The 18,837-nt window shown below is 60.2% G+C and carries 22 protein-coding genes; 5 read left to right on the top strand and 17 right to left on the bottom strand.

Features of this window, described 5'->3' with window-relative positions:
- The first annotated feature begins 300 nt into the window (after positions 1–300).
- The gene (locus tag ACESMW_RS15625; protein WP_372987938.1) at positions 301–1,632 is read left to right on the top strand and encodes an HD-GYP domain-containing protein; all 1,332 of its coding nucleotides are present in this window, start codon (positions 301–303) and stop codon (positions 1,630–1,632) included.
- 5 nt (positions 1,633–1,637) lie between these two features.
- Here the strand turns inward: ACESMW_RS15625 and ACESMW_RS15620 are convergent, their stop codons facing one another.
- Positions 1,638–2,066, bottom strand: coding sequence for a hotdog fold thioesterase (locus ACESMW_RS15620; protein ID WP_113861990.1), 429 nt, complete (start codon positions 2,064–2,066; stop codon positions 1,638–1,640).
- Positions 2,067–2,205: 139 nt separating this feature from the next.
- Here ACESMW_RS15620 and ACESMW_RS15615 point away from each other — a divergent pair, with 139 nt between their 5' ends.
- Entirely contained in the window at positions 2,206–2,670 is a 465-nt protein-coding gene (locus ACESMW_RS15615; RefSeq protein ID WP_372987937.1) for a c-type cytochrome, read from the top strand.
- A gap of 12 nt (positions 2,671–2,682) precedes the next feature.
- Here the strand turns inward: ACESMW_RS15615 and ACESMW_RS15610 are convergent, their stop codons facing one another.
- The 3 genes from ACESMW_RS15610 to ACESMW_RS15600 form a co-directional block, all read right to left on the bottom strand.
- Complete coding sequence (locus tag ACESMW_RS15610) at positions 2,683–3,366, bottom strand: cytochrome b/b6 domain-containing protein (protein ID WP_372987936.1); 684 nt, start codon at positions 3,364–3,366, stop codon at positions 2,683–2,685.
- A gap of 74 nt (positions 3,367–3,440) precedes the next feature.
- Entirely contained in the window at positions 3,441–4,823 is a 1,383-nt protein-coding gene (locus ACESMW_RS15605; protein WP_372987935.1) for a ribonuclease J, read from the bottom strand.
- Positions 4,820–5,572 (bottom strand): substrate-binding periplasmic protein, encoded by a 753-nt coding sequence (locus ACESMW_RS15600; RefSeq protein ID WP_372987934.1) that lies wholly within the window; start codon positions 5,570–5,572, stop codon positions 4,820–4,822. Before ACESMW_RS15600 ends, ACESMW_RS15605 begins: the two co-directional genes overlap by 4 nt.
- 218 nt (positions 5,573–5,790) lie before the next feature.
- On the opposite strand from ACESMW_RS15600, the gene ACESMW_RS15595 reads away from it, so the two are divergent.
- The 3 genes from ACESMW_RS15595 (at position 5,791) to ACESMW_RS15585 (ending at position 8,525) form a co-directional block, all read left to right on the top strand.
- Positions 5,791–6,474 carry a type 1 glutamine amidotransferase domain-containing protein gene (locus ACESMW_RS15595; RefSeq protein ID WP_372987933.1) on the top strand — a complete coding sequence of 228 codons (684 nt, stop codon included), beginning with the start codon at positions 5,791–5,793 and terminating at the stop codon, positions 6,472–6,474.
- 279 nt (positions 6,475–6,753) lie between these two features.
- Positions 6,754–7,482, top strand: a complete 729-nt coding sequence (locus ACESMW_RS15590) for a flagellar motor protein MotA (protein WP_091997828.1) — start codon at positions 6,754–6,756, stop codon at positions 7,480–7,482.
- Positions 7,479–8,525 (top strand): peptidoglycan -binding protein, encoded by a 1,047-nt coding sequence (locus ACESMW_RS15585; RefSeq protein WP_372987932.1) that lies wholly within the window; start codon positions 7,479–7,481, stop codon positions 8,523–8,525. Before ACESMW_RS15590 ends, ACESMW_RS15585 begins: the two co-directional genes overlap by 4 nt.
- 15 nt (positions 8,526–8,540) lie before the next feature.
- On the opposite strand, the gene ACESMW_RS15580 is transcribed toward ACESMW_RS15585, so the two are convergent.
- From ACESMW_RS15580 to ACESMW_RS15520, 13 genes are all read right to left on the bottom strand, one after another.
- Positions 8,541–9,233: a hypothetical protein gene (locus ACESMW_RS15580; protein ID WP_372987931.1), complete on the bottom strand. Its 693-nt coding sequence runs from the start codon at positions 9,231–9,233 to the stop codon at positions 8,541–8,543.
- A gap of 42 nt (positions 9,234–9,275) precedes the next feature.
- A complete protein-coding gene (locus tag ACESMW_RS15575; protein WP_372987929.1) occupies positions 9,276–9,467 on the bottom strand; it encodes a 4-oxalocrotonate tautomerase in 192 nt (63 codons plus the stop codon).
- 9 nt (positions 9,468–9,476) lie between these two features.
- Positions 9,477–10,271, bottom strand: coding sequence for a 2-oxo-3-hexenedioate decarboxylase (gene dmpH, locus ACESMW_RS15570; RefSeq protein WP_372987928.1), 795 nt, complete (start codon positions 10,269–10,271; stop codon positions 9,477–9,479).
- Entirely contained in the window at positions 10,268–11,305 is a 1,038-nt protein-coding gene (dmpG, locus tag ACESMW_RS15565) for a 4-hydroxy-2-oxovalerate aldolase (RefSeq protein WP_372987927.1), read from the bottom strand. The genes dmpH and dmpG overlap by 4 nt, the downstream gene beginning before the upstream one ends.
- Positions 11,306–11,317: 12 nt before the next feature.
- The gene (locus ACESMW_RS15560; RefSeq protein WP_372987926.1) at positions 11,318–12,253 is read right to left on the bottom strand and encodes an acetaldehyde dehydrogenase (acetylating); all 936 of its coding nucleotides are present in this window, start codon (positions 12,251–12,253) and stop codon (positions 11,318–11,320) included.
- A 26-nt stretch (positions 12,254–12,279) separates the two neighbouring features.
- On the bottom strand, positions 12,280–13,065 hold the full coding sequence (gene dmpE / locus ACESMW_RS15555) for a 2-oxopent-4-enoate hydratase (RefSeq protein ID WP_372987925.1): 786 nt from the start codon (positions 13,063–13,065) through the stop codon (positions 12,280–12,282).
- Positions 13,065–13,922, bottom strand: a complete 858-nt coding sequence (locus tag ACESMW_RS15550; RefSeq protein WP_372987924.1) for an alpha/beta fold hydrolase — start codon at positions 13,920–13,922, stop codon at positions 13,065–13,067. Before ACESMW_RS15550 ends, dmpE begins: the two co-directional genes overlap by 1 nt.
- 7 nt (positions 13,923–13,929) lie before the next feature.
- Positions 13,930–15,390: a 2-hydroxymuconic semialdehyde dehydrogenase gene (locus tag ACESMW_RS15545; protein WP_372987923.1), complete on the bottom strand. Its 1,461-nt coding sequence runs from the start codon at positions 15,388–15,390 to the stop codon at positions 13,930–13,932.
- A 31-nt stretch (positions 15,391–15,421) separates the two neighbouring features.
- Positions 15,422–16,345, bottom strand: coding sequence for a catechol 2,3-dioxygenase (locus tag ACESMW_RS15540; RefSeq protein ID WP_372987922.1), 924 nt, complete (start codon positions 16,343–16,345; stop codon positions 15,422–15,424).
- A gap of 5 nt (positions 16,346–16,350) precedes the next feature.
- Positions 16,351–16,686, bottom strand: a complete 336-nt coding sequence (locus tag ACESMW_RS15535; RefSeq protein ID WP_372987921.1) for a 2Fe-2S iron-sulfur cluster-binding protein — start codon at positions 16,684–16,686, stop codon at positions 16,351–16,353.
- Positions 16,687–16,699: 13 nt separating this feature from the next.
- Positions 16,700–17,761, bottom strand: a complete 1,062-nt coding sequence (locus ACESMW_RS15530; RefSeq protein ID WP_372987920.1) for an NADH:ubiquinone reductase (Na(+)-transporting) subunit F — start codon at positions 17,759–17,761, stop codon at positions 16,700–16,702.
- Between the two features lie 10 nt (positions 17,762–17,771).
- A complete protein-coding gene (locus tag ACESMW_RS15525; protein ID WP_372987919.1) occupies positions 17,772–18,131 on the bottom strand; it encodes a phenol hydroxylase subunit P4 in 360 nt (119 codons plus the stop codon).
- Positions 18,132–18,197: 66 nt separating this feature from the next.
- A partial coding sequence (locus ACESMW_RS15520; RefSeq protein ID WP_372987918.1) for a YHS domain-containing protein occupies positions 18,198–18,837 on the bottom strand: 640 nt, incomplete at its 5' end.

The following is an 18,837-nucleotide window of genomic DNA, read 5'->3' as shown; positions in this document are numbered from 1 at the left end:
ATCTGGGTGTTCGGGAACTGGGGCTGTTCTCGGCCACCTTTCCCGGGGTACTCATCGGTTTCCTGCTGTCCGGAAAACTGGTAAACCGCATGCCTTTTGAAGGGCTGAGACCGGTCATCCTGGGGATCGCCGCAGTGGCGGGAGCGGCGGCACTGGTGCGGGGGCTGATGTCGCTCTGAAGGCCAATCAGGTCCCGGAAACCCGATGTTTGACGAGATTTTACATTTCGAACGAACAAAATTTCGCCAATAGGGCCAAAATGGTGCAATAAAAAGGAATCAAAGAGAAGCGGACTCCGTCATGGCTCTACGGCACCAGGAAGTCGTTGAAACCCGGATCGACGTTGCGGACCTTGAAATCGGTATGCACGTGATCCGCCTGGACCGGCCGTGGGAAGATACCGATTTCCTCCTTCAGGGCTTCGTGATCCAGAACAAGTCCGAACTTCAGGCCCTTCAGGCCCAGTGCCGGTTCGTGTTTATCGAAGGCCGCGTCGAAGCGGCCGCGCCCGCAGCCCGACCGGAACAACCTGCCCGAAAACGCTTCAGCCTGTTCGGCAAACGCAAGAAATCCCCCCCACAGCCGCCCCCGGCAGCCTCGTCCCGGAGCAAACTGCCCCGCAAGCGTGTGAACTACATCAACAAGGTGAGCATGTCGGAGGAGATGGGGCCGGCGGTGATGCGTTTCGAGGAGGCCAGGGATACCGCGAAATCCCTGATGGCAGGGCTTCGCCTGGGGCGCACCCTGGATCTGAACAATGCCCGGAAAGTGGTCAACAGTTGCGTGGACAGCGTTCTCAGAAACGAGAATGCCCTGCTGCTGCTCACCAAGATCAAGAACCAGGACGAGTACACCGCCGAGCACTGCATCAACGTTTCCATCCTTTCGGCCGCGTTTGGCAAACACCTGGGACTGCTCGAAGGGGAAATCCGCAACCTGGCCCTGTGCGGACTGCTACACGATGTCGGCAAGACCCGGATTCCGGACCGGGTCCTGAACAAGCCTGGCGCCCTGACCCCGGATGAATTCAGCATCATGCGGGAACATACCAATCACGGCCGCACCATTCTCATGGGCACCAGCAATGCCCTGGCGACGGCAGTGGATGTGGCCTTCAGCCACCATGAACGGATGGACGGCTCCGGTTACCCGCGCGGGCTGCAGAGCCACCAGATTCCGCTGTTTGCGAAAATGGTCGGCCTGGTGGACACCTACGACGCCATCACCAGCAACCGGATCTACGACAAGGGACGGGCTTCCATGCAGGCGCTGGAGATTATCCACACCCACCGGGGCACCCAGTTTGATGCGGAACTGGCCGAGGCCTTCATTCAGATGATCGGTGTCTATCCACCCGGCTCGATCGTGGAGATGCACAACGGCGAGGTGGGCATCGTGGTAGAAACCCGCCCCGGCCAGAAGCTCAAGCCCAAGGTCCTGCTGGTCCGGGAAGCGGACAAAACCCTGCTTGGGCCCTACCGGCTGATCGACCTGATGACCTCACCCGATGACCATGCCGGCAACACCTATCGCATCAAGAAAGAGGTGCCCGACGGCAGCTTCGACATCGTGTTGCAGGACTTCGTCGACCAGGGGCTGATCACCAGCAAACCTTCAGAACCGACCCCGTAATCTGCTTATCCCGGGCGTTTGGTGACCGCCATTGTCAGGCGTGAGATACAGGTGGTTTTACCCTCTTCGTTCTCGATGCGGATCTCCCAGACCTGGGTGGCACTGCCGATATGCAGGGCGGTGGCGGTACCATACACCCAGCCCTTGCTGACCGGACGAATGTGGTTGGCGTTGATGTCGAGGCCCACGGCAACGGTACCCGGATCCTTCAGACAGCAATTGGCAGCCATGCTGCCCAGAGTCTCCGCCAACACCACCGAGGCACCGCCATGCAGGATACCGAACGGCTGGACCGTACGTTCATCCACGGGCATCCGGCCTTTCACGTAATTGTCACCGACTTCGAGGTATTCAATACCCATGTGGCCAACAGCCGTTTTTCGGCTGGCTTCCATCATTTGCTCAAGATTCGGGGTTCTGGTCCAGATTGCCATGGTGGTATGTTGCTCCTGAATTGAACTTTTCCAGCGACGGTTTGTCTGGAAAGAGTCTATACGGGTAGCATGCTTACCACCATTCCTTTAGGGAAGATTTTTGTTCGACCGTTACACTAACGAGAGAGGGAACTGACTCATGAAGAAAGCCGGTATTTTTTCCGCCACTGTACTCGCAGCCGCACTAACCACGCCGGTCATGGCGCAACTGGACGTGGAAGAGCAGATCGAGAAACGTCAGGCTGCATTCCAGTTTGCCGCCTGGAACATGGGCAAGATCAAGGCTCAGGCCGTGGATGAGAGCATTGCCTACGATGCCGAGCAGATGCAGGCCGCTGCCAACGCGGTGGCTGCGGTCGCCAACTCCGGCCTGGGTGCGCTGTTTGGCCCCGGTACCGGCATGGACCAGGCCGACAACACCAAGCTGAAGCCGGACTTTTTCGATGAGCCGGACAAGGCCCGGGAAGTGGCCATCAACTTCGCCCAGCAAGCCACCAAGCTGCAGGAAGTGGCCGCTACCGGTGACAAGGCTGCCCTGGCAAGCCAGTTCAGTGAAGTCGGCAAGGCCTGCAAGGCCTGTCACGACCGCTACCGGGCCGAGTAAGCCCGAGCGCCTTTACCACCCCAAGTCCTGGGGTGGGGGTGGCGGCGGAGGCAGCAGCCCGCCCGTCGCTACCCAGATCACCCCGGCCGAGACCGCCACGGCAAACAGAAAGGCATTGATGCCGGCCATGCCGGTGTCTTCACCCCGCCCCTCCGGTACCTCTTTTCGCCCGGTGATCATTGGCTTGACCAGGTTGTCCTTGCGCACGTGGGTGTAATACAGCACCGCCAGGATATGCAGGGCAATCAGGCCGTACAGCACCCATTCCGCCAGTTTGTGCCAACTCGTAAACAGTTCATTCCACTCCGAGGAGACGGCGCGGTAGAGCGGACCATTGAAGGCGATCTCGTCGGTGGCAAACAGCCCGGTGACCGCCTGTAGCGCGAACAGGCCAATCAACGCCAGTACCGACAGGGCCCCGATGGGGTTATGCCCTACCCCCTGCCACTCGCCCCTGAGATAACGGCGAACCGCCGAGGGTCCGCGGACAAAACTCGCGAACTGCGCATGCCGGCTGCCTACAAATCCCCACACCACCCGGAAACTCAGCAAGGCCAGAACCGTCAGGCCGAAGCGCTCATGCCACACCATCCAGGTTCCACCGAGCTTCACCGTGGCAATGGCGCCAGCCACCGCAAGGACCAGTAACCAGTGGAACAACCGGACCGGCAGATCCCAAAGCTGTATGGTTTTCATGCGCTTACCTTTCCCTTGTCAGCAAAACGAAGTCCGGTGGACACCGGTAAGCTTGCTAAGTTCCCGGACGGGAGTCAATAAACCCGGACCAGTTCCTGCTTCTGCCAGCCAAGCCGGCCGGTTTCCACAACCTGGCGGCGAATACCCGGCACCGGCCGGATCATGAACAGGTCACCGTCGCGGCCCACCAGGGTTCGGGGCACACCGCAGGCCCTGGCAATATCCGCATTGGTCTCCATATGCTCCATCTCGCCATGGACCGGAATCGCCAGGTTGGGTTTCACCCATCGGTACATGGTTTCCAGCTCCTCCTGGGCCGGATGGCCGGAGGCGTGGATGGGAACGCCGGCATCTTCCGCCGTGATCACCCGGACGCCGAGCTCCTTGAGTCTCGAGATCAGGGCTTCAATGGCCTCCTCGTTGCCCGGAATCGCCCGGGCACTGAAGATCACGGTATCGCCGGCTTCCAGTTCAAAATCCGGATGGCTGCCCATTGCCAGCCGACGAAGCGCGGTCCTGGGCTCCCCCTGGCTGCCGGTCGCCACCGCCAACACCTCCTCCCGGGGCAGGTAACCAAGGTGGGAAGGGTTGATCAGTTCATCGGCCCGGTCCCAGATTCCCGCCGCCTTGGCGGCACCACTCATGTTGATCAGGGAGCGCCCCAGCAGCCCCATGTAACGGCCGGTCTCCCGGGCAATACCCGCCAGGGTATGCAATCGGGCAATGTTGCTGCCAAAACAGGTCACCACGACCCGGCCTTCGGCGCTGCGTACCGCATCTAGAAGCCCCTTGTGGAGGGCCGCCTCGGACAGGGAATGCCCCTTCACCGTGGCGTTGGTAGAATCGCAGACCATGGCAGCCACCCCTTCCTCGGCAAGATCGGTGAAGGTCCCGGGCGAGTAGCCATGGCCAACGAGGGGCTGGTCATCCAGCTTCCAGTCGCCACTGTGGAAGATGTTGCCCAGCGGCGTGCGAATCATCAGGGCATTGGGATCGGGAATGGAATGAGTCAGGGCCAGCCATTGCACACTGAATGGACCGATCTGCTTCTCGTCACCGGTATTGACCTCGATGATGGGCACCCGGTGCAGCAGGTCGAATTCCGCCAGTTTCCGGCGCAGGATCTCGGCGGTGAACCGGCTGGTGTAGATCGGGCATTGCAGCAATGGCCACAGGTAAGGCACCGCTCCGACATGATCCTCGTGGGCATGGGTTATGACCAGGCCCGCCAGCTGTTCCCGGCGATCGGCGATAAAGGCCGGGTCGGCCATCTGCACCGGCGGCTCGCCACGGTGGTGCACGGTGCCATCGGCGGCAATCCGGCCCGGTTTTGGGAAGGTGACACCACAATCCACCATCAGCCACTGACCATCGTGACCGTAGAGGTTCAGGTTCATGCCGATTTCGCCGGTGCCGCCAAGGGGTAAAAACCAGAGGTCGTTGTGGTCGGGGGTCATTGCGGGGAGTTTTCCAGGTATTTCAGCACCAGGGCCTCGTGGGTTCCGTTCATTTCAATCAGTTTCAGGGCCGCGCGAATGTCATCGGCATAGGCCAGGGCCGGGGAATCCTTCGCAACTGCAATCCAGGAGCGCTCCCCGGGCACGAAGAACGGCGACACCCGGGCCGCCAGATCCAGTTGCCGGACAGTGTACAGCCCCACCAGTTCCGGCGCGATCACCACATCGACCCGGCCCCGGGCCATCATCAGCATCAGGTTTTCATAGCGCGGAGCCGACTCTTTCATCAGGTTCTCGTCGTTGTCAAAGCGGTTGAAATACCGCGCTCCTTCGAGCACCCCGATGCGCTTGCCGTAAAGGTCCGAGTAGCGTTCGATCCGGTGAGTGTCGTTGAGATAGAAAAACAGCCGGCGTTCCGGCGGAAAGGCCGGCGCCACGAATTCCAGCTGCTCGTCCCGTGCGTCGGTACGCAACGGGCCAAGCATGATATCCACCTCGCCCTGGCTCACCATCCGGAGGACACGGCGGAAGGGGGCTTCCCGGTAGTGCACCTGCCAACCGAGCAAATCCGCGATTTCCTCGAAGATCTCCACGTAGAGGCCGCTTTTCTGATCCGCTTCGATAATCCGGTAGGGCGGTGCGTGGTTGACTCCCACCGTTACCACTAAAGGCTCGATGGTTTCTGTGCCCCGCTGTGCCATGGCAGGGGCTGCCAGCAGCAACAACAGGAAAATAACGATACGTCCCATCAACAAAACGTCCTTTCCGGATCTTCCGTGCCTTGGAACAAACGGCGATCTGTTTCTGACCGCCATCTGTTTTTGAACACTACAGAGTATAGCCGCTCCAGATCTGCTCCCCGTGAATTTACGTATGCACGGTTGAATCCGGACCGATCCGATGCCAGATCTAATAGTACATCGGACAAAACGTGCCATTCATTCCGAAACGAGAGGTACCGACCTGTATGAAGATCCTTATGGTTCTGACATCACACGACCAAATGGGCGACACCGGCCATAAGACCGGTTTCTGGCTCGAAGAGTTCACCGCGCCCTACTACGTGTTCAAGGACGCCGGTGCCGACATCACCATCGCCTCCCCCAAGGGCGGCCAGCCGCCGGTGGACCCGAATAGTGAGGCCGAAGGCGCCCTCACCGAGACCACCGAGCGCTTCATGAAAGACGCCCATGCCAAGGAGATGCTCGCCAGCACCAAGAAGCTGAGCGACGTCGACATGAACGAGTATGACGCCATTTTCTATCCCGGCGGCCACGGCCCGTTGTGGGACCTGGCCAACGACGAGAAATCTGTGGCCCTGATCAAGACGGCCTATGAGCAGGACAAGGTGATTGGTGCCGTCTGCCATGCACCGGCTGTATTCAAGAACGTGTTCATCAAGCCGGAACAGAACCTTGTCGGCGGCCGGAAGGTGACCGGCTTCACCAACACCGAGGAAGATGCGGTGCAGCTGACCAACATCGTGCCGTTCCTGGTGGAGGACATGCTCAAGGAAAACGCCGGGGAGTACACCCGCGGTGACGATTGGGCACCCCACATCGTGGTCGACGGCAAACTGATCACCGGGCAGAACCCGGCATCCTCAGAGGGGGCCGCCAAGGCGGTGGTTCAGGCGTTGCAGGAGGCCTGATCACCGGTGAAGGAGGGGTCAGATGAAGGTGTTCATCAGACCCCGATGTGAAAGTGGGGTCAGAAGAAAGCGTTCTTCTGACCCCGGAGTTGGCCCTGAGCCTGGGGTGAAGTGACCCCCGAAAGTTGGACCCCGACTTTAACCTCCGAAGCCCGACCCGAACCTGGGGTCAGATGAAAGCTTTCATCTGACCCCTTTTTAATGTCTCCGGCTCCTCCGATACACATTCCCCAGCCTGTGCTATGTTTCTGTGAAACTTCCTGCAGACTGGCCTTCGTCATGAGCAACCCCAAGCACACTCTTTTCTGGATGACACTGTTCCTCGGCGTGGTTGTGGTCGTTGGTGTTCTGATCCACAAGCCGCTGATGACCGCCTTCATGGCCAACTGGGTCTTCAACCTGCTAATCGTCGGCGTTCTGATCGTCGGCATCGCCCTGACCTACCGACAGGTGTTTGTACTGTTCCCGGAGCTGCGCTGGATCGCCCAGTTCCGCACCGGCCATGCCGGCCTCTCGGTAGTGCAGGAACCCCGCCTACTTAAACCACTGGCCAGGCAGCTGGGCGAAGACGCCAAACGGGACCGCTTCACCCTGTCCACCCTGTCCCTGCGCACCGTGCTGGACGGCATTCACTCGCGCATGGATGAGCAGCGGGAAATCACCCGCTATTTCATCAGCCTGCTGGTGTTCCTGGGCTTGCTGGGGACCTTCTGGGGTCTGCTGGGCACCATCAATGCGGTGGGTCAGGTGATCACCGGACTGGACATGAGCCAGGAGGATTTCGGCAAGGTGTTCGCGGAACTGCAGGACGGCCTGCTCAAGCCGCTGGAGGGCATGGGCACGGCGTTCAGCTCTTCCCTGCTGGGACTCGGCGGCTCCCTGATCCTCGGTTTCCTCGATATCCAGGCGGGCCACGCCCAGAACCGGTTCTATGACGGTCTGGAAGAGTGGCTCACGGGCGTCACCAACCTGGTGGACCGGGTCGATGACGAGAAAGAGCTGTCATGATCGGATCCAAACGCCGTAGCCGGAGCAGCACCAACATCTGGCCGGGCTATGTGGACGCCCTGTCCGCCCTGCTGATGCTGGTGATCTTCATGCTGCTGGTCTACGTGGTCAGCCAGCTCTATCTGTCCCAGACCCTGTCTGACCGGGATACCCAGCTTGCCCGCCTGAACGCCCAGCTCGATGAACTGTCCGAGCTGCTGGGGCTGGAGAGGAGCAGGACCGAGGCCCTGGAAGAGCAGATGATCACACTGCAGGATGACTACAGCAGCAGCCTGGCCCGTAACGACGAGATGGTAGACCGGCTGGAGTCCACCCGCGAGCAACTGATGCAACAGACCGCCACCGCCGAAGCCCAGGCCGAACGCCTCGCCAGCATGGAGGAATCCATCGACGAGAAGGATGAGATGTCCGCCAGCCAGCAGGCCATGATCCTGCGCCTGTCCAACCAGATTGCATCCCTTCGGGAGCAGTTGCGGAAAATAGCCTCGGCGCTGGAGCTTCAGGAACAGATGACCGCGGAAAAGGAAGAGGAACTGGCAAACGTCAGCCAGCGCCTGAATGCCTTGCTGGCCGAACGGGTGAGCGAGCTGGAGCAGTACCAGTCCGAGTTTTTTGCACGGCTCCGGGATATCCTGGCAAGCAACGAAAACATCCGGATCGTGGGCGACCGTTTCCTGCTGCCATCGGAACTGCTGTTTGCCTCAGGCTCGGCGGAATTGGGTGAGGACGGCAAGCGGGAACTCGACAAGCTGGCGAACCTGCTGCTCGATGTTGCCAGCAAGATTCCCGAGGACGTCGACTGGATCCTCCGGATCGATGGCCACACCGACATCGTGCCCATCAACACGCCGAAATTCCCCTCCAACTGGGAGTTGTCCACCGCCCGGGCGGTGGCGGTGGTTCGCTACCTGGCCGCCCAGGGAGTCCCCGAGCGGCGCATGGTCGCCGCCGGCTTCGGCGAGTTCTTCCCGGTGGCGGAAGGCACCAGCCCGGAAGCGCTGCAGAAGAACCGGCGGATTGAGTTGAAGCTGACGGATCGGTAACTGTCTGCAGGACAGTCAATGCATCCAGCCATAGCCTGAGAGCGTCTGCTTCGCGTCGTTCAGGTAACTGCCGAACATCCGCTGGGGAATCTGCGAGCCGCCCAGACTGAACGCCGTTGTCAGAATACAGACTGTTGGATCTTCCAAAGGTCTCGAATCGGTTTTTGTTCTGGTTCCGGCCCGGAATTCGGCTCCCGACATCGCCGAAGACCATTGCTGGTCCTCGGCCCAGCCGTGCAGCAACTCCCTCAACTGTCGATCGTGCAGGCTAATGCTTCCACCACCTGCAAGGTCTGCCGTATCGTCCAGGCATATCACCAGCACGCTCTGTTCCCGCAGGGTCTCCAGCGACTGCCCAATACGCCGGTAATCGCTTTCAGCCATACCGGTATTCAGGCGTAACTCGGTGAGTTCGCCCGGTGCATCACTCAGTAATGCTCTGAGCAATTGCCTTCGCTCACGGGAAAAAGGGCTGAAGATGCCAGGCGCAAAACCCTGTTCCTGCAACAGCGTCTGCATCAATAAGGCATCGGTTCCCCGTCCTGCCAGACGCAGAATTTCAGGTTCCCTGATGCCCTCGCCCGAACTGATCAGGAGAACACTGTCGTAGTGTTTCCCCCAGATTATGCGGGCAAGACCGGAGCCCTCCTGATGCGCCCGCAGAGTCTCGACATTGCAGGAAACGAATAATACTGGCAGCTTGTTCACAATGACTCCGTGTAAAGTTCCGACCCGGGAAAAGCCGGGGCGCTAACGCCCCAGCTTCTTCGCCGACTGCCCGCCAATACCGAAATGCTGCTTCGGCATTTCATTAATCATCACCCGGACATTCTGTACGGGCGCATCCAGTGAACGTGAAATCGCCTCGGAGACTTCCCTGATCAGCATTTCCTTCTGCTCGTCCGTTCTGCCTTCAATAATATTGATCTGTGCGATCGGCATGATGTCTCCTCACTCAAAGCGGGCGGATACCGTACCCAGGCCCTGGTAACGAACTGTAATGTTGTCACCGGGCTCCACCGTGATGGCCGCGGTAATACCACCGGTCATGATGAAGGTGCCGGCCGGGATGTGCTCGCCGCGCTCAGCCAGCAGGTTGGCCAGCATGGCAACACTGGAGGCGGGGTGACCCAGCACCGCAGCACCGGCACCTACGTCCACCACTTCACCGTTCTTCTCGACGACCACGCCCAGGGTTTTCAGGTCGACGTCCGCCACATCCGCCATCTGGCCACCGGTGATGAAGCGGGTGGAGGAGGCGTTGTCCGCCACCACACTCACCAGGTCGAACTTGAAGTTCTCATAGCGGGAGTCGATCACTTCCACCGCGGGGATTACAAAATCCGTTGCAGCCAGCACCTGGCCAATATGACAGCCCGGCCCTTTCAGCGGCTCTTTGGTGACAAAGGCAATTTCGGCCTCGATCTTCGGGTGAATCAGTTCCCTGGTATTCACCACGCCGCCATCAGGGACGCTGAAATAGTCCGCGAGAAAGCCATAGATCGGCGTTTCCACACCCATCTGGGCCATCTTGGCCCAGGAGGTCAGCCCCATCTTCATGCCCACCACCTTGTTGCCCCGCTCTTCCTTGCGCCGGCGGATTTCCCACTGCACGTCGTACGCATCCTCGAAGGTCATGTCCGGATAATCGTTGGTGACCTTGGTGATGTCGTGGGCCTGAAGTTCGGCGTTTTCCACATGCTCGGCCAGCGCCAGCACCTGCTCTCGGGTCAGTGTCTTGCTCATGCGTTTTGCTCCTTCTGTGCGGCAAGCAGGTCCAGCGCCACATCCACGATCATGTCTTCCTGGCCACCCACCATGCGGCGGCGGCCAAGCTCTACCAGAATGTCCACGGTCTTCAGGCCATACTTCTGGGCCGCCACTTCGGAGTGGCGCAAGAAGCTGGAGTAAACACCGGCATAGCCAAGAGCCAGGGTTTCGCGGTCCACCCGAACCGGGCGGTCCTGCAGCGGACGCACCACATCGTCGGCGGCGTCCATCAGGGCGTACAGGTCGGTGCCGTGCTCCCAGCCCATCTTGTCGAAGGCGGCGATGCACACTTCCAGCGGCGCATTGCCGGCGCCGGCGCCCATGCCGGACAGGGAGGCATCGACCCGGTCACAGCCTTCCTCGACCGCGACCATGGAGTTGGCCACACCCAGGGCCAGGTTGTGGTGGGCGTGAATGCCGGTTTCGGTTTCCGGTTTGAGCACATCCTTGAGCGCCCGGAAGCGGTCCCGGATGTCGTTCATGTTCATGGCCCCACCGGAGTCGACCACGTAGAGGCAGGTAGCGCCGTAGTCTTCCATCAGCTTGGCCTGCTCGGCCAGGCCCTGCGGCGTCTGCATGTGACTCATCATCAGGAAGCCGACGGTGTCCATGCCCAGCTTGCGGGCGTGCTCGATGTGCTGCTTCGAGACATCCGCCTCGGTGCAGTGGGTGGCCACCCGGACGATCCGGGCACCGGCGTTGTAGGCGTTGTCCAGGTCATGGACGGTGCCGATGCCGGGCAGCAGCAGGGTGGCGATCTTGGCGTGTTCGATGACTTCGGCCACCGCCTCGATCCACTCCAGGTCGGTGTGGGCGCCGAAGCCGTAGTTGAAGCTCGAGCCCTGCAGGCCGTCGCCGTGGGCGACTTCGATGGAGTCGACTTTCGCCTTGTCCAGCGCCCGTGCGATGTCTTGCACGTTCTTGATGGAGTACTGGTGGCGGATGGCGTGGCTGCCGTCGCGCAGGGTCACGTCGGAGATGTACAGTTTCTTGCCGGGGTTATAAATCATGAGTCAGTCTCCTCACTTGACCAGCGATTCGGCGATACGCTCGGCGGTGCCCAGCGCGGCGGAGGTCATGATGTCCAAGTTGCCGGCGTAGGCCGGCAGGTAGTGGGCGGCACCCTCCACTTCCAGGAAGATGGAGGTCTTCAGGCCGCTGAAGCGGCCCAGGCCCGGGACGTTCATGGGCTGGTCTTCCGGAATCACATCGAACTGGACTTTCTGTTTGAGGCGATAGCCCGGTACGTAGGAGGACACGGCTTTCACCATTTCTTCTACGGACGCTTCCACTTCTGCCTGATCGGCGGCGTCGGAGAGCACGTACACGGTGTCCCGCATCAGCAGAGGCGGCTCGGCCGGGTTCAGGATGATGATGGCCTTGCCCTTCTGGGCACCACCGACCACTTCGATGGCCTTGGAGGTGGTTTCGGTGAACTCGTCGATGTTGGCGCGGGTGCCGGGGCCGGCGGATTTACTGGAGATCGAGGCCACGATCTCGGCGTAATGCACCTTGGCGACCCGGGAGACCGCCGCTACCATGGGGATGGTCGCCTGGCCACCGCAGGTGACCATGTTGACGTTACCTTCCTGGAGGTTCTGCTCCAGATTCACCACCGGCACGCAGTAGGGGCCGATAGCCGCCGGGGTCAGGTCGACGATCTTGATGTTTTCCTTGTGACCGCGCAGGAACACTTCGTTGTGCATGTGCGCCTTGGCGGAGGTGGCGTCAAAGACGATGTCGATGTCGGCGAATTCCGGCATCTTCACCAGGCCGTCCACGCCCTCGTGGGTGGTGGCCACGCCCATGCGCTGGGCGCGGGCCAGGCCGTCGGACTCCGGGTCGATACCCACCATGGCGCCCATCTCGATGTGCTTGCCGTTGCGCAGGATCTTGATCATCAGGTCGGTGCCGATGTTGCCCGAACCGATGATGGCTGCTTTCAGTTTCTTGCTCATAACCTATTCCTCATCATTTTCGCCGGTCAGGCAAAGCGCACCGAAGCGCTGCCGATACCACCGATATCTACCCGCATGTAGTCCCCGGCCTTCACCGGCTCCAGCGGTACCAGCGAGCCGGAAAGAATCACTTCGCCCGCCTTCAGGGGAATGCCGAACTCGCCCAAAGTATTGGCTAGCCAGGTCACACAGTTCACCGGGGAGCCAAGGGCGGCAGCACCGGCACCGGCACTGATCACACTGCCGTTCTTTTCCACCACCATGCCGCAGGTGACCAGGTCAACCTTGCGCGGGGAGACCGCCTGGTCGCCCAGCACGAACAGACCGCAGGAGGCGTTGTCGGCGATGGTGTCCTGAATGGCGATCTGCCAGTCCTGGATGCGGGAATCGACGATCTCGAAACAGGGCATCACACACTCGGTCGCCGCCAGCACGTCGGCGTTGGTGATCCCCGGCCCGTTCAGATCCTTTTTCAGGATGAAGGCGATCTCGCCCTCGGCACGGGGTGCGATCAGCCGGTCGCTGATGGGCATCACTTCACCGCTGTTGAACACCATGTCGTCGGTCAGATACCCGAAATCCGGCTGGTGCACGTTCAGCATGTTCTGCACTGCCTTGCTGGTGACACCGATCTTCTTGCCGATGACCGAAGCACCATCCGCCAGACGGCGCTCCAGCATACGCAGAGAGATGTGGTAGGCGTCATCAATAGTGATATCTTCGCCCCGGCTGGTCAGGGGAGACACCGCCTCCCGCTTGACCATGGTCTGGTAGAGCTCGTCACCGAGCGCCTGGATTCGTGTTTGTTCCATCAGGAGTCTCCTGCAGCCGCTTGATCGGCTTCATTGAGAAAATCGTTCACCAACCGGGCAAACCGGTCGGCGTGTTCAATCTGGGTCCAGTGGCCACAGCGGCCAAAGACGTGGAGCTGGGAGCGCTCAATCAGCCCGGAAAGCTTCAGGGAAGCTTCCAGCGGAATCACCTGGTCTTCCCGGCCATGCAATATCAGGGTCTCGTGGGGCAGCGCCCGGATGTCTTCCTCGTTACTGGCCAGGTTATCGACCCAGCGCTGGCGCGGCGCAGGGAACATGGCCGAGAACGACTCCTGGAAACCCGGACGGATGCTGGCCTGGTAGCGCATCTCCGCCAGCTCGTCAGTGAGCAGACTCTTGTCGTAGGCGAACACCCCCATCAACCGCCGCATGTTCTCGAGTGACGCCTCGTAACCCCAGACCTCATCCAGGCCCTTGGTGATCGGGAAGCTGACACCCACCGAGCCCATCAGCACCAGGCGACGAACCCGATGCGGGTGTTCGATGGCCAGGGCCAGGGCCAGACCACCTCCAAAGGAGTTGCCCACCAGATCGACCTGCTCCAGGCCCAGCTCATCCAGTACGCCAATCGCATGCTTCACCCAGCGCTCACGGTTGTAGACCTGGTCATCCGGGCGCTCGCTGTAACCGAAGCCGAGCATGTCCGGCGCGATCACACGGCGGTGTTTCGCCAGTTCCGGGATGACCAGCCGCCAGTTGGCCCAGGCGGTCACACCCGGACCGGAGCCGTGGATCATCATGACCGGGAAGCCGTTCCCCTGATCGTGCAGGTTGGTGCGATAGCCGGCCGCTGTAATCTCACGCCCGATTTCCGGGCTGTCTACGGGTGCGTTCATGGCTACCTCACAGCTTGATGCAGACGTTTTTCATCTCGGTGTAGAACTCCAGGGAGTGAACACCACCCTCGCGGCCGACCCCGGACTGCTTGCTGCCCCCGAATGGGGTTCGCAGATCCCGCAGGAACCAGCTGTTCACCCAGATGATGCCGGCTTCTATCTGGCCGGCGACGCGGTGGGCCCGCGTTACGTTCTCCGTCCAGATGGCCGAAGCCAGGCCGTAAGGCAGGCTGTTGGCCAGTTCGATGGCTTCCTCTTCGGTGTCAAACGCACGGATGTGACAACAGGGCCCGAAGATCTCGTCGGTGACCACCGCCGAATCCTCCGCCAGTCCGGTCCAGATGGTGGGCTGAACCCAGGCACCGCCAGCCAGTTCCTCCGGCATGTCGGGAACACCACCCCCGGTGATCACCGTGGCACCGTCATCAACCGCCTTCTGGTAGTAGGACAACACCTTTTCGCGATGCTTCAGGCTGACCAGTGGCCCCATGTTCGCCTCGCTGTCCTCGGGCGGACCGATCTTGAGGCCTTCCGCCGCTTCCTTGAGGCGCGCAACGAATTCGTCAAAGATGGCCCGCTCCACGTATACCCGCTCGGTGCCCAGACAGACCTGGCCACAGTTGGCGAACGCGGAACGCATGGTGCCCTCGATCGCCTTGTCCATGTCGCAGTCGGCAAACACCAGGCCCGCGTTCTTGCCGCCCAGTTCCAGGGAGATGTCCCGGATACCTTTCGCGGCGGCCTTCATGATGGTCTCACCGGTCACCGTTTCACCGGTGAACGTGAAGCCGTCTACGTCGGGATGTTCGGTGAGGAAGGCTCCGGCGGAGTTGCCGCCAAAACCATGGACGACGTTGTAGACACCATCCGGCACACCGGCTTCCTTCATTACCTCACCCAGCAGCGCAGTGGTGGTCGGCGTCTCCTCGGAAGGCTTGACCACCACCGTGTTGCCGCAGGCCAGGGCCGGACCCACCTTCCAGGTCATCAGCAGCAACGGCAGGTTCCAGGGACTGATTACGCCAATCACGCCCTTGGGTCGACGCACCGCGTAGTTCAGCGCGCCAGTCCCATCCGGGGTCGGCATTTCAAAGGATTCGGTGGGCACGTTCTTGATCATATCCGCGAAAACCTTGAAGTTGGCCGCGCCCCGGGGGATGTCGATATGGCTGGCCATGGATTTGGGCTTGCCGGTATCAAGACACTCCGCTTCCAGGAACTCATCAAAGCGGGCATTGATGCCGTCGGCCACCTTGTGAAGAATCCGGGTGCGCTCGTCCAGGGTCATCTTGCCCCAGGGGCCACGCAGGGCGGCACGGGCAGCCTTGACGGCTGCATCCACTTCTTCCCGGCCGGCCTCATGCACCTTGCTGATGACTTTGCCGTTGGCCGGATTCACGTTGTCGAACAGCTTGCCGTTGGCTGAACCAACATACTGCCCATTGATGTAGTGCTTGATATCTTTCATTGCTGCTTTGTCCTGTTAAATCAGTGTCGGGTCAGGTCAGTACCGTCAGGAAACGCTCGTTGAGCTGGCGATCGTGGTAGAAAATCGCCTTGCCGAGCTGCTCGGCCTGCCAAGTCACCGGCTTGTGATCGGGATAGTTGTAGTCACCACCGCAGAAGACCTCGTTGCGGTTACCGGAGGGATCGAAGAAATAGATGGTCTTGCCGTGAGTCAGGCCGTGACGTGTCGGACCGATGTCGATGGAGGTATCGGTCATGGAAATGAGGTCTGCAGCTCTGAGTACATCTTCCCAGGTCTCGAGATAGAAAGACGCGTGGTGGAATTTGCCTTTCTCTTCATGATGGATGAAGGCAATATCGTGTGCCTTGGTGGAGAGCGTCAGGAACTGGGCAATCCGGGTGCCATCGCCGTCCAGAACCTGCTCCGCCAGATAGAAGCCGAGAACATTCACAAACAGGTCGTAAGTTGCAGCGAGTTCCGGACCATAAAGCAGACAATGGTCGAACCGTACAGCTTTCATTCCGTCAAGGCCCCGCGGCCACGCTTCCGGGTTGACTTCGGTCACACCCCACTTTCCGGTATATTTTTTATCGGCATAGAGCTCAAAAGCATGACCCGACGGTGCAGTGAACCGAACCCTGCGGCCACAGTCCTTCAGTTCACCCTCGGGTACCTGTTCGATCTCGATACCATGTGCCACCAGATCCTTCTCAAGCTGCTGCAACGAAGGCTCGTCGACAACTTTGAACGCCATAAAGTCCATGCCAGGCTCATCTGCTTCACGCAGGACCACGGAGAACTTGTCAACTTCTGTCCAGGCCTTCAGGTAGACCCTTCCCTGATCGTCACGATCCATTTCGATCAGCCCCAACAGGTCTGTGTAGTGCTTGACTGCGGCATCCATATCGAGGACACGAACCTGAACGTGGCCGGGACGCATTACACCTTTTCTCATGACAGTTACCTCAACGCTTTTGTTGTTGTTTGCTGGTTGGTGAGTTCCGCCGCCGGTTGCGGTCGGCACTCGATGATCAGGTCCGTTTGGGGGTAGATCCGGCAGGCCAGGACCTCGCCCCTTTCCAGACACTCAGGCGGAACGTGCACCTTGCTCATTTTTCCGCATTCGTAATCACCTTTGATCACGGTGACCTTGCAGAAACCGCAGCCACCGCCACGGCATCCAACGGGTACGCACTTCAGGCCTCTCTGCTCCATGGCCTTGAGGATGCTCTGGTCCGGAGCGCACTCGAAAGACTGGCCGGTGGACTGCTCCGTAATCCGGTAGGTCTGAGCCATGGTCCACCTCCGGTCATATCTTCTTGAACAGGGCGGAGCGCTGGGTTTCTTCCGCGCCGTCCGCCGCTGTCAGGAACTTCTCCATGAAGATGTCCCGCTCGAACAGCCGGCCCTGCATCAGAGCGGTGATGGCAGCATCGATCATGGGAGGCGGTCCGCACATGTAGGCCTTGTTACCGGAGAAACGACCGTCGTAGTGTTCCTTGGCCGCCTCATGGACATAGCCCCGGAACCCCGGCCATTCGACATCCTCTGCGGCATCACTCAAGGCCGGCACATAAGTGAAGTTGTCGTGATCACGATCCAGTGCCTCAAACAACTCCCGGTTATACAGCTCGGCCTGATTTCGGGCTCCCTGGAACAGGGTGATCTTGCGTTCATCGTTTTGCTCCAGCAGATCCAGGATCATGGATTGGGGGCTGGACAGTCCCGAACCACCGGCAATGAAAATCAGATCCCCTGGCTGGGAGCTGCGAACGAAAAACTGACCATAGGGACCGGAAAGATTGAGCTTCTCACCGGCTTTCAGTTGCTCGTGGATGTAAGTGGTGGCGGCACCGCCTGGCACCAGGCGCACATGCAACTCCACTTCATCAGACTTACTCGGCGGGTTGGCCAGTGAGAAGGCCCTCGGACCGTCCACGCCCGGCAGCTCGATGTTGATGTATTGTCCCGCCTGGAAGGTCATCGGCCGGTCCAGTTTCAGATGCACACCCTTGATGGTCGGCGACAGGTCCACGATATCGGTGACCGTGGCGTCGTAATCCTCGACCGGGTACCCCTCGAAATCCGGATCCACGTCGATATCAGCCTCGATGGTGACGTCGCTTTCGACTGTGGCGCAGCATGCCAGGACCTTGCCCTCGTCCCGTTCCACATCCATCAGGGCGAACGGCGATGCATCGCCAACTTCGACATCCCCTTCCAGCACCTGGACCTTGCAGGTAGCGCAGGTGCCATGGCCACAGGCAAAGGGCAGCCAGACACCCTGGCGGAGAGCCGCCTGGAGAATGGTCTGGCCATCCTCGACCTCAATCTGCTCGCCAATCGGCTCGATGGTTACGGTATGACTCATGACAGTGCCCTCAGGATGCGGTGCCGGCGATGCCGCCCAGCCCTTTCGTGGTAACGGTCAACATGCTCTTGTGATCGATGCCGCTGTCTCTCAACGTTGCGTTGGCATCGGGGGTGAAAGGCTCTCCGTTGAGCTGCCAATCTGCGCCGAGAAAATCGGCTTTGGCAGCATCCGGGTGAGCCACCACCGCAGGCTTGAGGACCTCTTCAACCATCGCGCCAAAGGTCATGTCGGGCCCGACCAGGAAAGCGAAGGGAGAGCAATACATCAGGTGGTGCGGCCAGTAGACATACAGCAACTGCATGCCGTGGAAGTTCCCGACCTTGTCTTTGGGTTCGAATTTGTAGTCGTATAAGGCATTTACACTCATGTTGTTCACCTTGTTGTTTTTGTGGGTGAGACACCCGGAGCGCGCAGGCTCCGGATGAATCCCGGATCAGGCGGCGTCCTGACTGGAGCTGCTTTCTTTACCGCCGGTCTGTTTGCCCTTGATGGACAGCCAGCGCTTGTGGTCCGGGGACCCGATGTACTCGAAATTGTCCTCGCCGATATTGATGTGGTAGTACTTCGACACCACAGTCTCGACGTCGCCGCCTTCGCAGTTGCCCTGGTAGATCTGGTGCACCGGCAACCAGGCCTGGACGTACTTCTCCGGCTCGTTCTTGAAGATGTCGCAACAACCATCCGAGCAGAAGTGATAGCGCTCACCCTCGTGCACGATCTGTCGGTGGCTCAGCGCCGTCGGATCATCCTTCTCGGTGAAGATGGTCGGGATCTGGCACACCTGGCACAGCTGGGGCAGGGTGTTGTTGTAGAAACGACGGCCTTCGGCGTGCTCCTTCGCCCAGTACTCGAAGCGTGAGCGATAGTATTTGTCGAAGGTTTCGGGGTACTTCCGGGACAGCCAGTCCAGTTCGTCCTTTTCCGGCATCCAGGTGTGGAAATTGGTAGCATGGCCGTACTGGTAGAAGGTGGCCCAGGCCTGGTGACTGACATGGTTCTTGGCGTCGTTGGCCACGTCCTGATACTTGGGCGGACGAATGCCATAACGCTCCAGATCCTTGAACAGGGCACCA

The organism is Marinobacter sp., from assembly GCF_041690455.1.
Lineage (GTDB): Bacteria > Pseudomonadota > Gammaproteobacteria > Pseudomonadales > Oleiphilaceae > Marinobacter.
This window is presented reverse-complemented; position numbering and strand designations above follow the sequence as displayed.

Bases quoted from the DNA above. Each gene is read 5' to 3' on its own strand.
- ACESMW_RS15540 (WP_372987922.1), bottom strand. From the start codon at position 16,345: ATGAGAAAAGGTGTAATGCGTCCCGGCCACGTTCAGGTTCGTGTCCTC.
- ACESMW_RS15605 (WP_372987935.1), bottom strand. From the start codon at position 4,823: ATGACCCCCGACCACAACGACCTCTGGTTTTTACCCCTTGGCGGCACC.
- ACESMW_RS15525 (WP_372987919.1), bottom strand. From the start codon at position 18,131: ATGAGTGTAAATGCCTTATACGACTACAAATTCGAACCCAAAGACAAG.
- ACESMW_RS15545 (WP_372987923.1), bottom strand. From the start codon at position 15,390: ATGAAAGATATCAAGCACTACATCAATGGGCAGTATGTTGGTTCAGCC.
- ACESMW_RS15585 (WP_372987932.1), top strand. From the start codon at position 7,479: ATGATCGGATCCAAACGCCGTAGCCGGAGCAGCACCAACATCTGGCCG.
- ACESMW_RS15615 (WP_372987937.1), top strand. From the start codon at position 2,206: ATGAAGAAAGCCGGTATTTTTTCCGCCACTGTACTCGCAGCCGCACTA.
- dmpH (WP_372987928.1), bottom strand. From the start codon at position 10,271: ATGAGCAAGACACTGACCCGAGAGCAGGTGCTGGCGCTGGCCGAGCAT.
- dmpG (WP_372987927.1), bottom strand. From the start codon at position 11,305: ATGATTTATAACCCCGGCAAGAAACTGTACATCTCCGACGTGACCCTG.
- ACESMW_RS15550 (WP_372987924.1), bottom strand. From the start codon at position 13,922: ATGAACGCACCCGTAGACAGCCCGGAAATCGGGCGTGAGATTACAGCG.
- ACESMW_RS15620 (WP_113861990.1), bottom strand. From the start codon at position 2,066: ATGGCAATCTGGACCAGAACCCCGAATCTTGAGCAAATGATGGAAGCC.
- ACESMW_RS15590 (WP_091997828.1), top strand. From the start codon at position 6,754: ATGAGCAACCCCAAGCACACTCTTTTCTGGATGACACTGTTCCTCGGC.
- dmpE (WP_372987925.1), bottom strand. From the start codon at position 13,065: ATGGAACAAACACGAATCCAGGCGCTCGGTGACGAGCTCTACCAGACC.
- ACESMW_RS15600 (WP_372987934.1), bottom strand. From the start codon at position 5,572: ATGGGACGTATCGTTATTTTCCTGTTGTTGCTGCTGGCAGCCCCTGCC.
- ACESMW_RS15560 (WP_372987926.1), bottom strand. From the start codon at position 12,253: ATGAGCAAGAAACTGAAAGCAGCCATCATCGGTTCGGGCAACATCGGC.
- ACESMW_RS15530 (WP_372987920.1), bottom strand. From the start codon at position 17,761: ATGAGTCATACCGTAACCATCGAGCCGATTGGCGAGCAGATTGAGGTC.
- ACESMW_RS15535 (WP_372987921.1), bottom strand. From the start codon at position 16,686: ATGGCTCAGACCTACCGGATTACGGAGCAGTCCACCGGCCAGTCTTTC.
- ACESMW_RS15595 (WP_372987933.1), top strand. From the start codon at position 5,791: ATGAAGATCCTTATGGTTCTGACATCACACGACCAAATGGGCGACACC.
- ACESMW_RS15625 (WP_372987938.1), top strand. From the start codon at position 301: ATGGCTCTACGGCACCAGGAAGTCGTTGAAACCCGGATCGACGTTGCG.
- ACESMW_RS15610 (WP_372987936.1), bottom strand. From the start codon at position 3,366: ATGAAAACCATACAGCTTTGGGATCTGCCGGTCCGGTTGTTCCACTGG.
- ACESMW_RS15575 (WP_372987929.1), bottom strand. From the start codon at position 9,467: ATGCCGATCGCACAGATCAATATTATTGAAGGCAGAACGGACGAGCAG.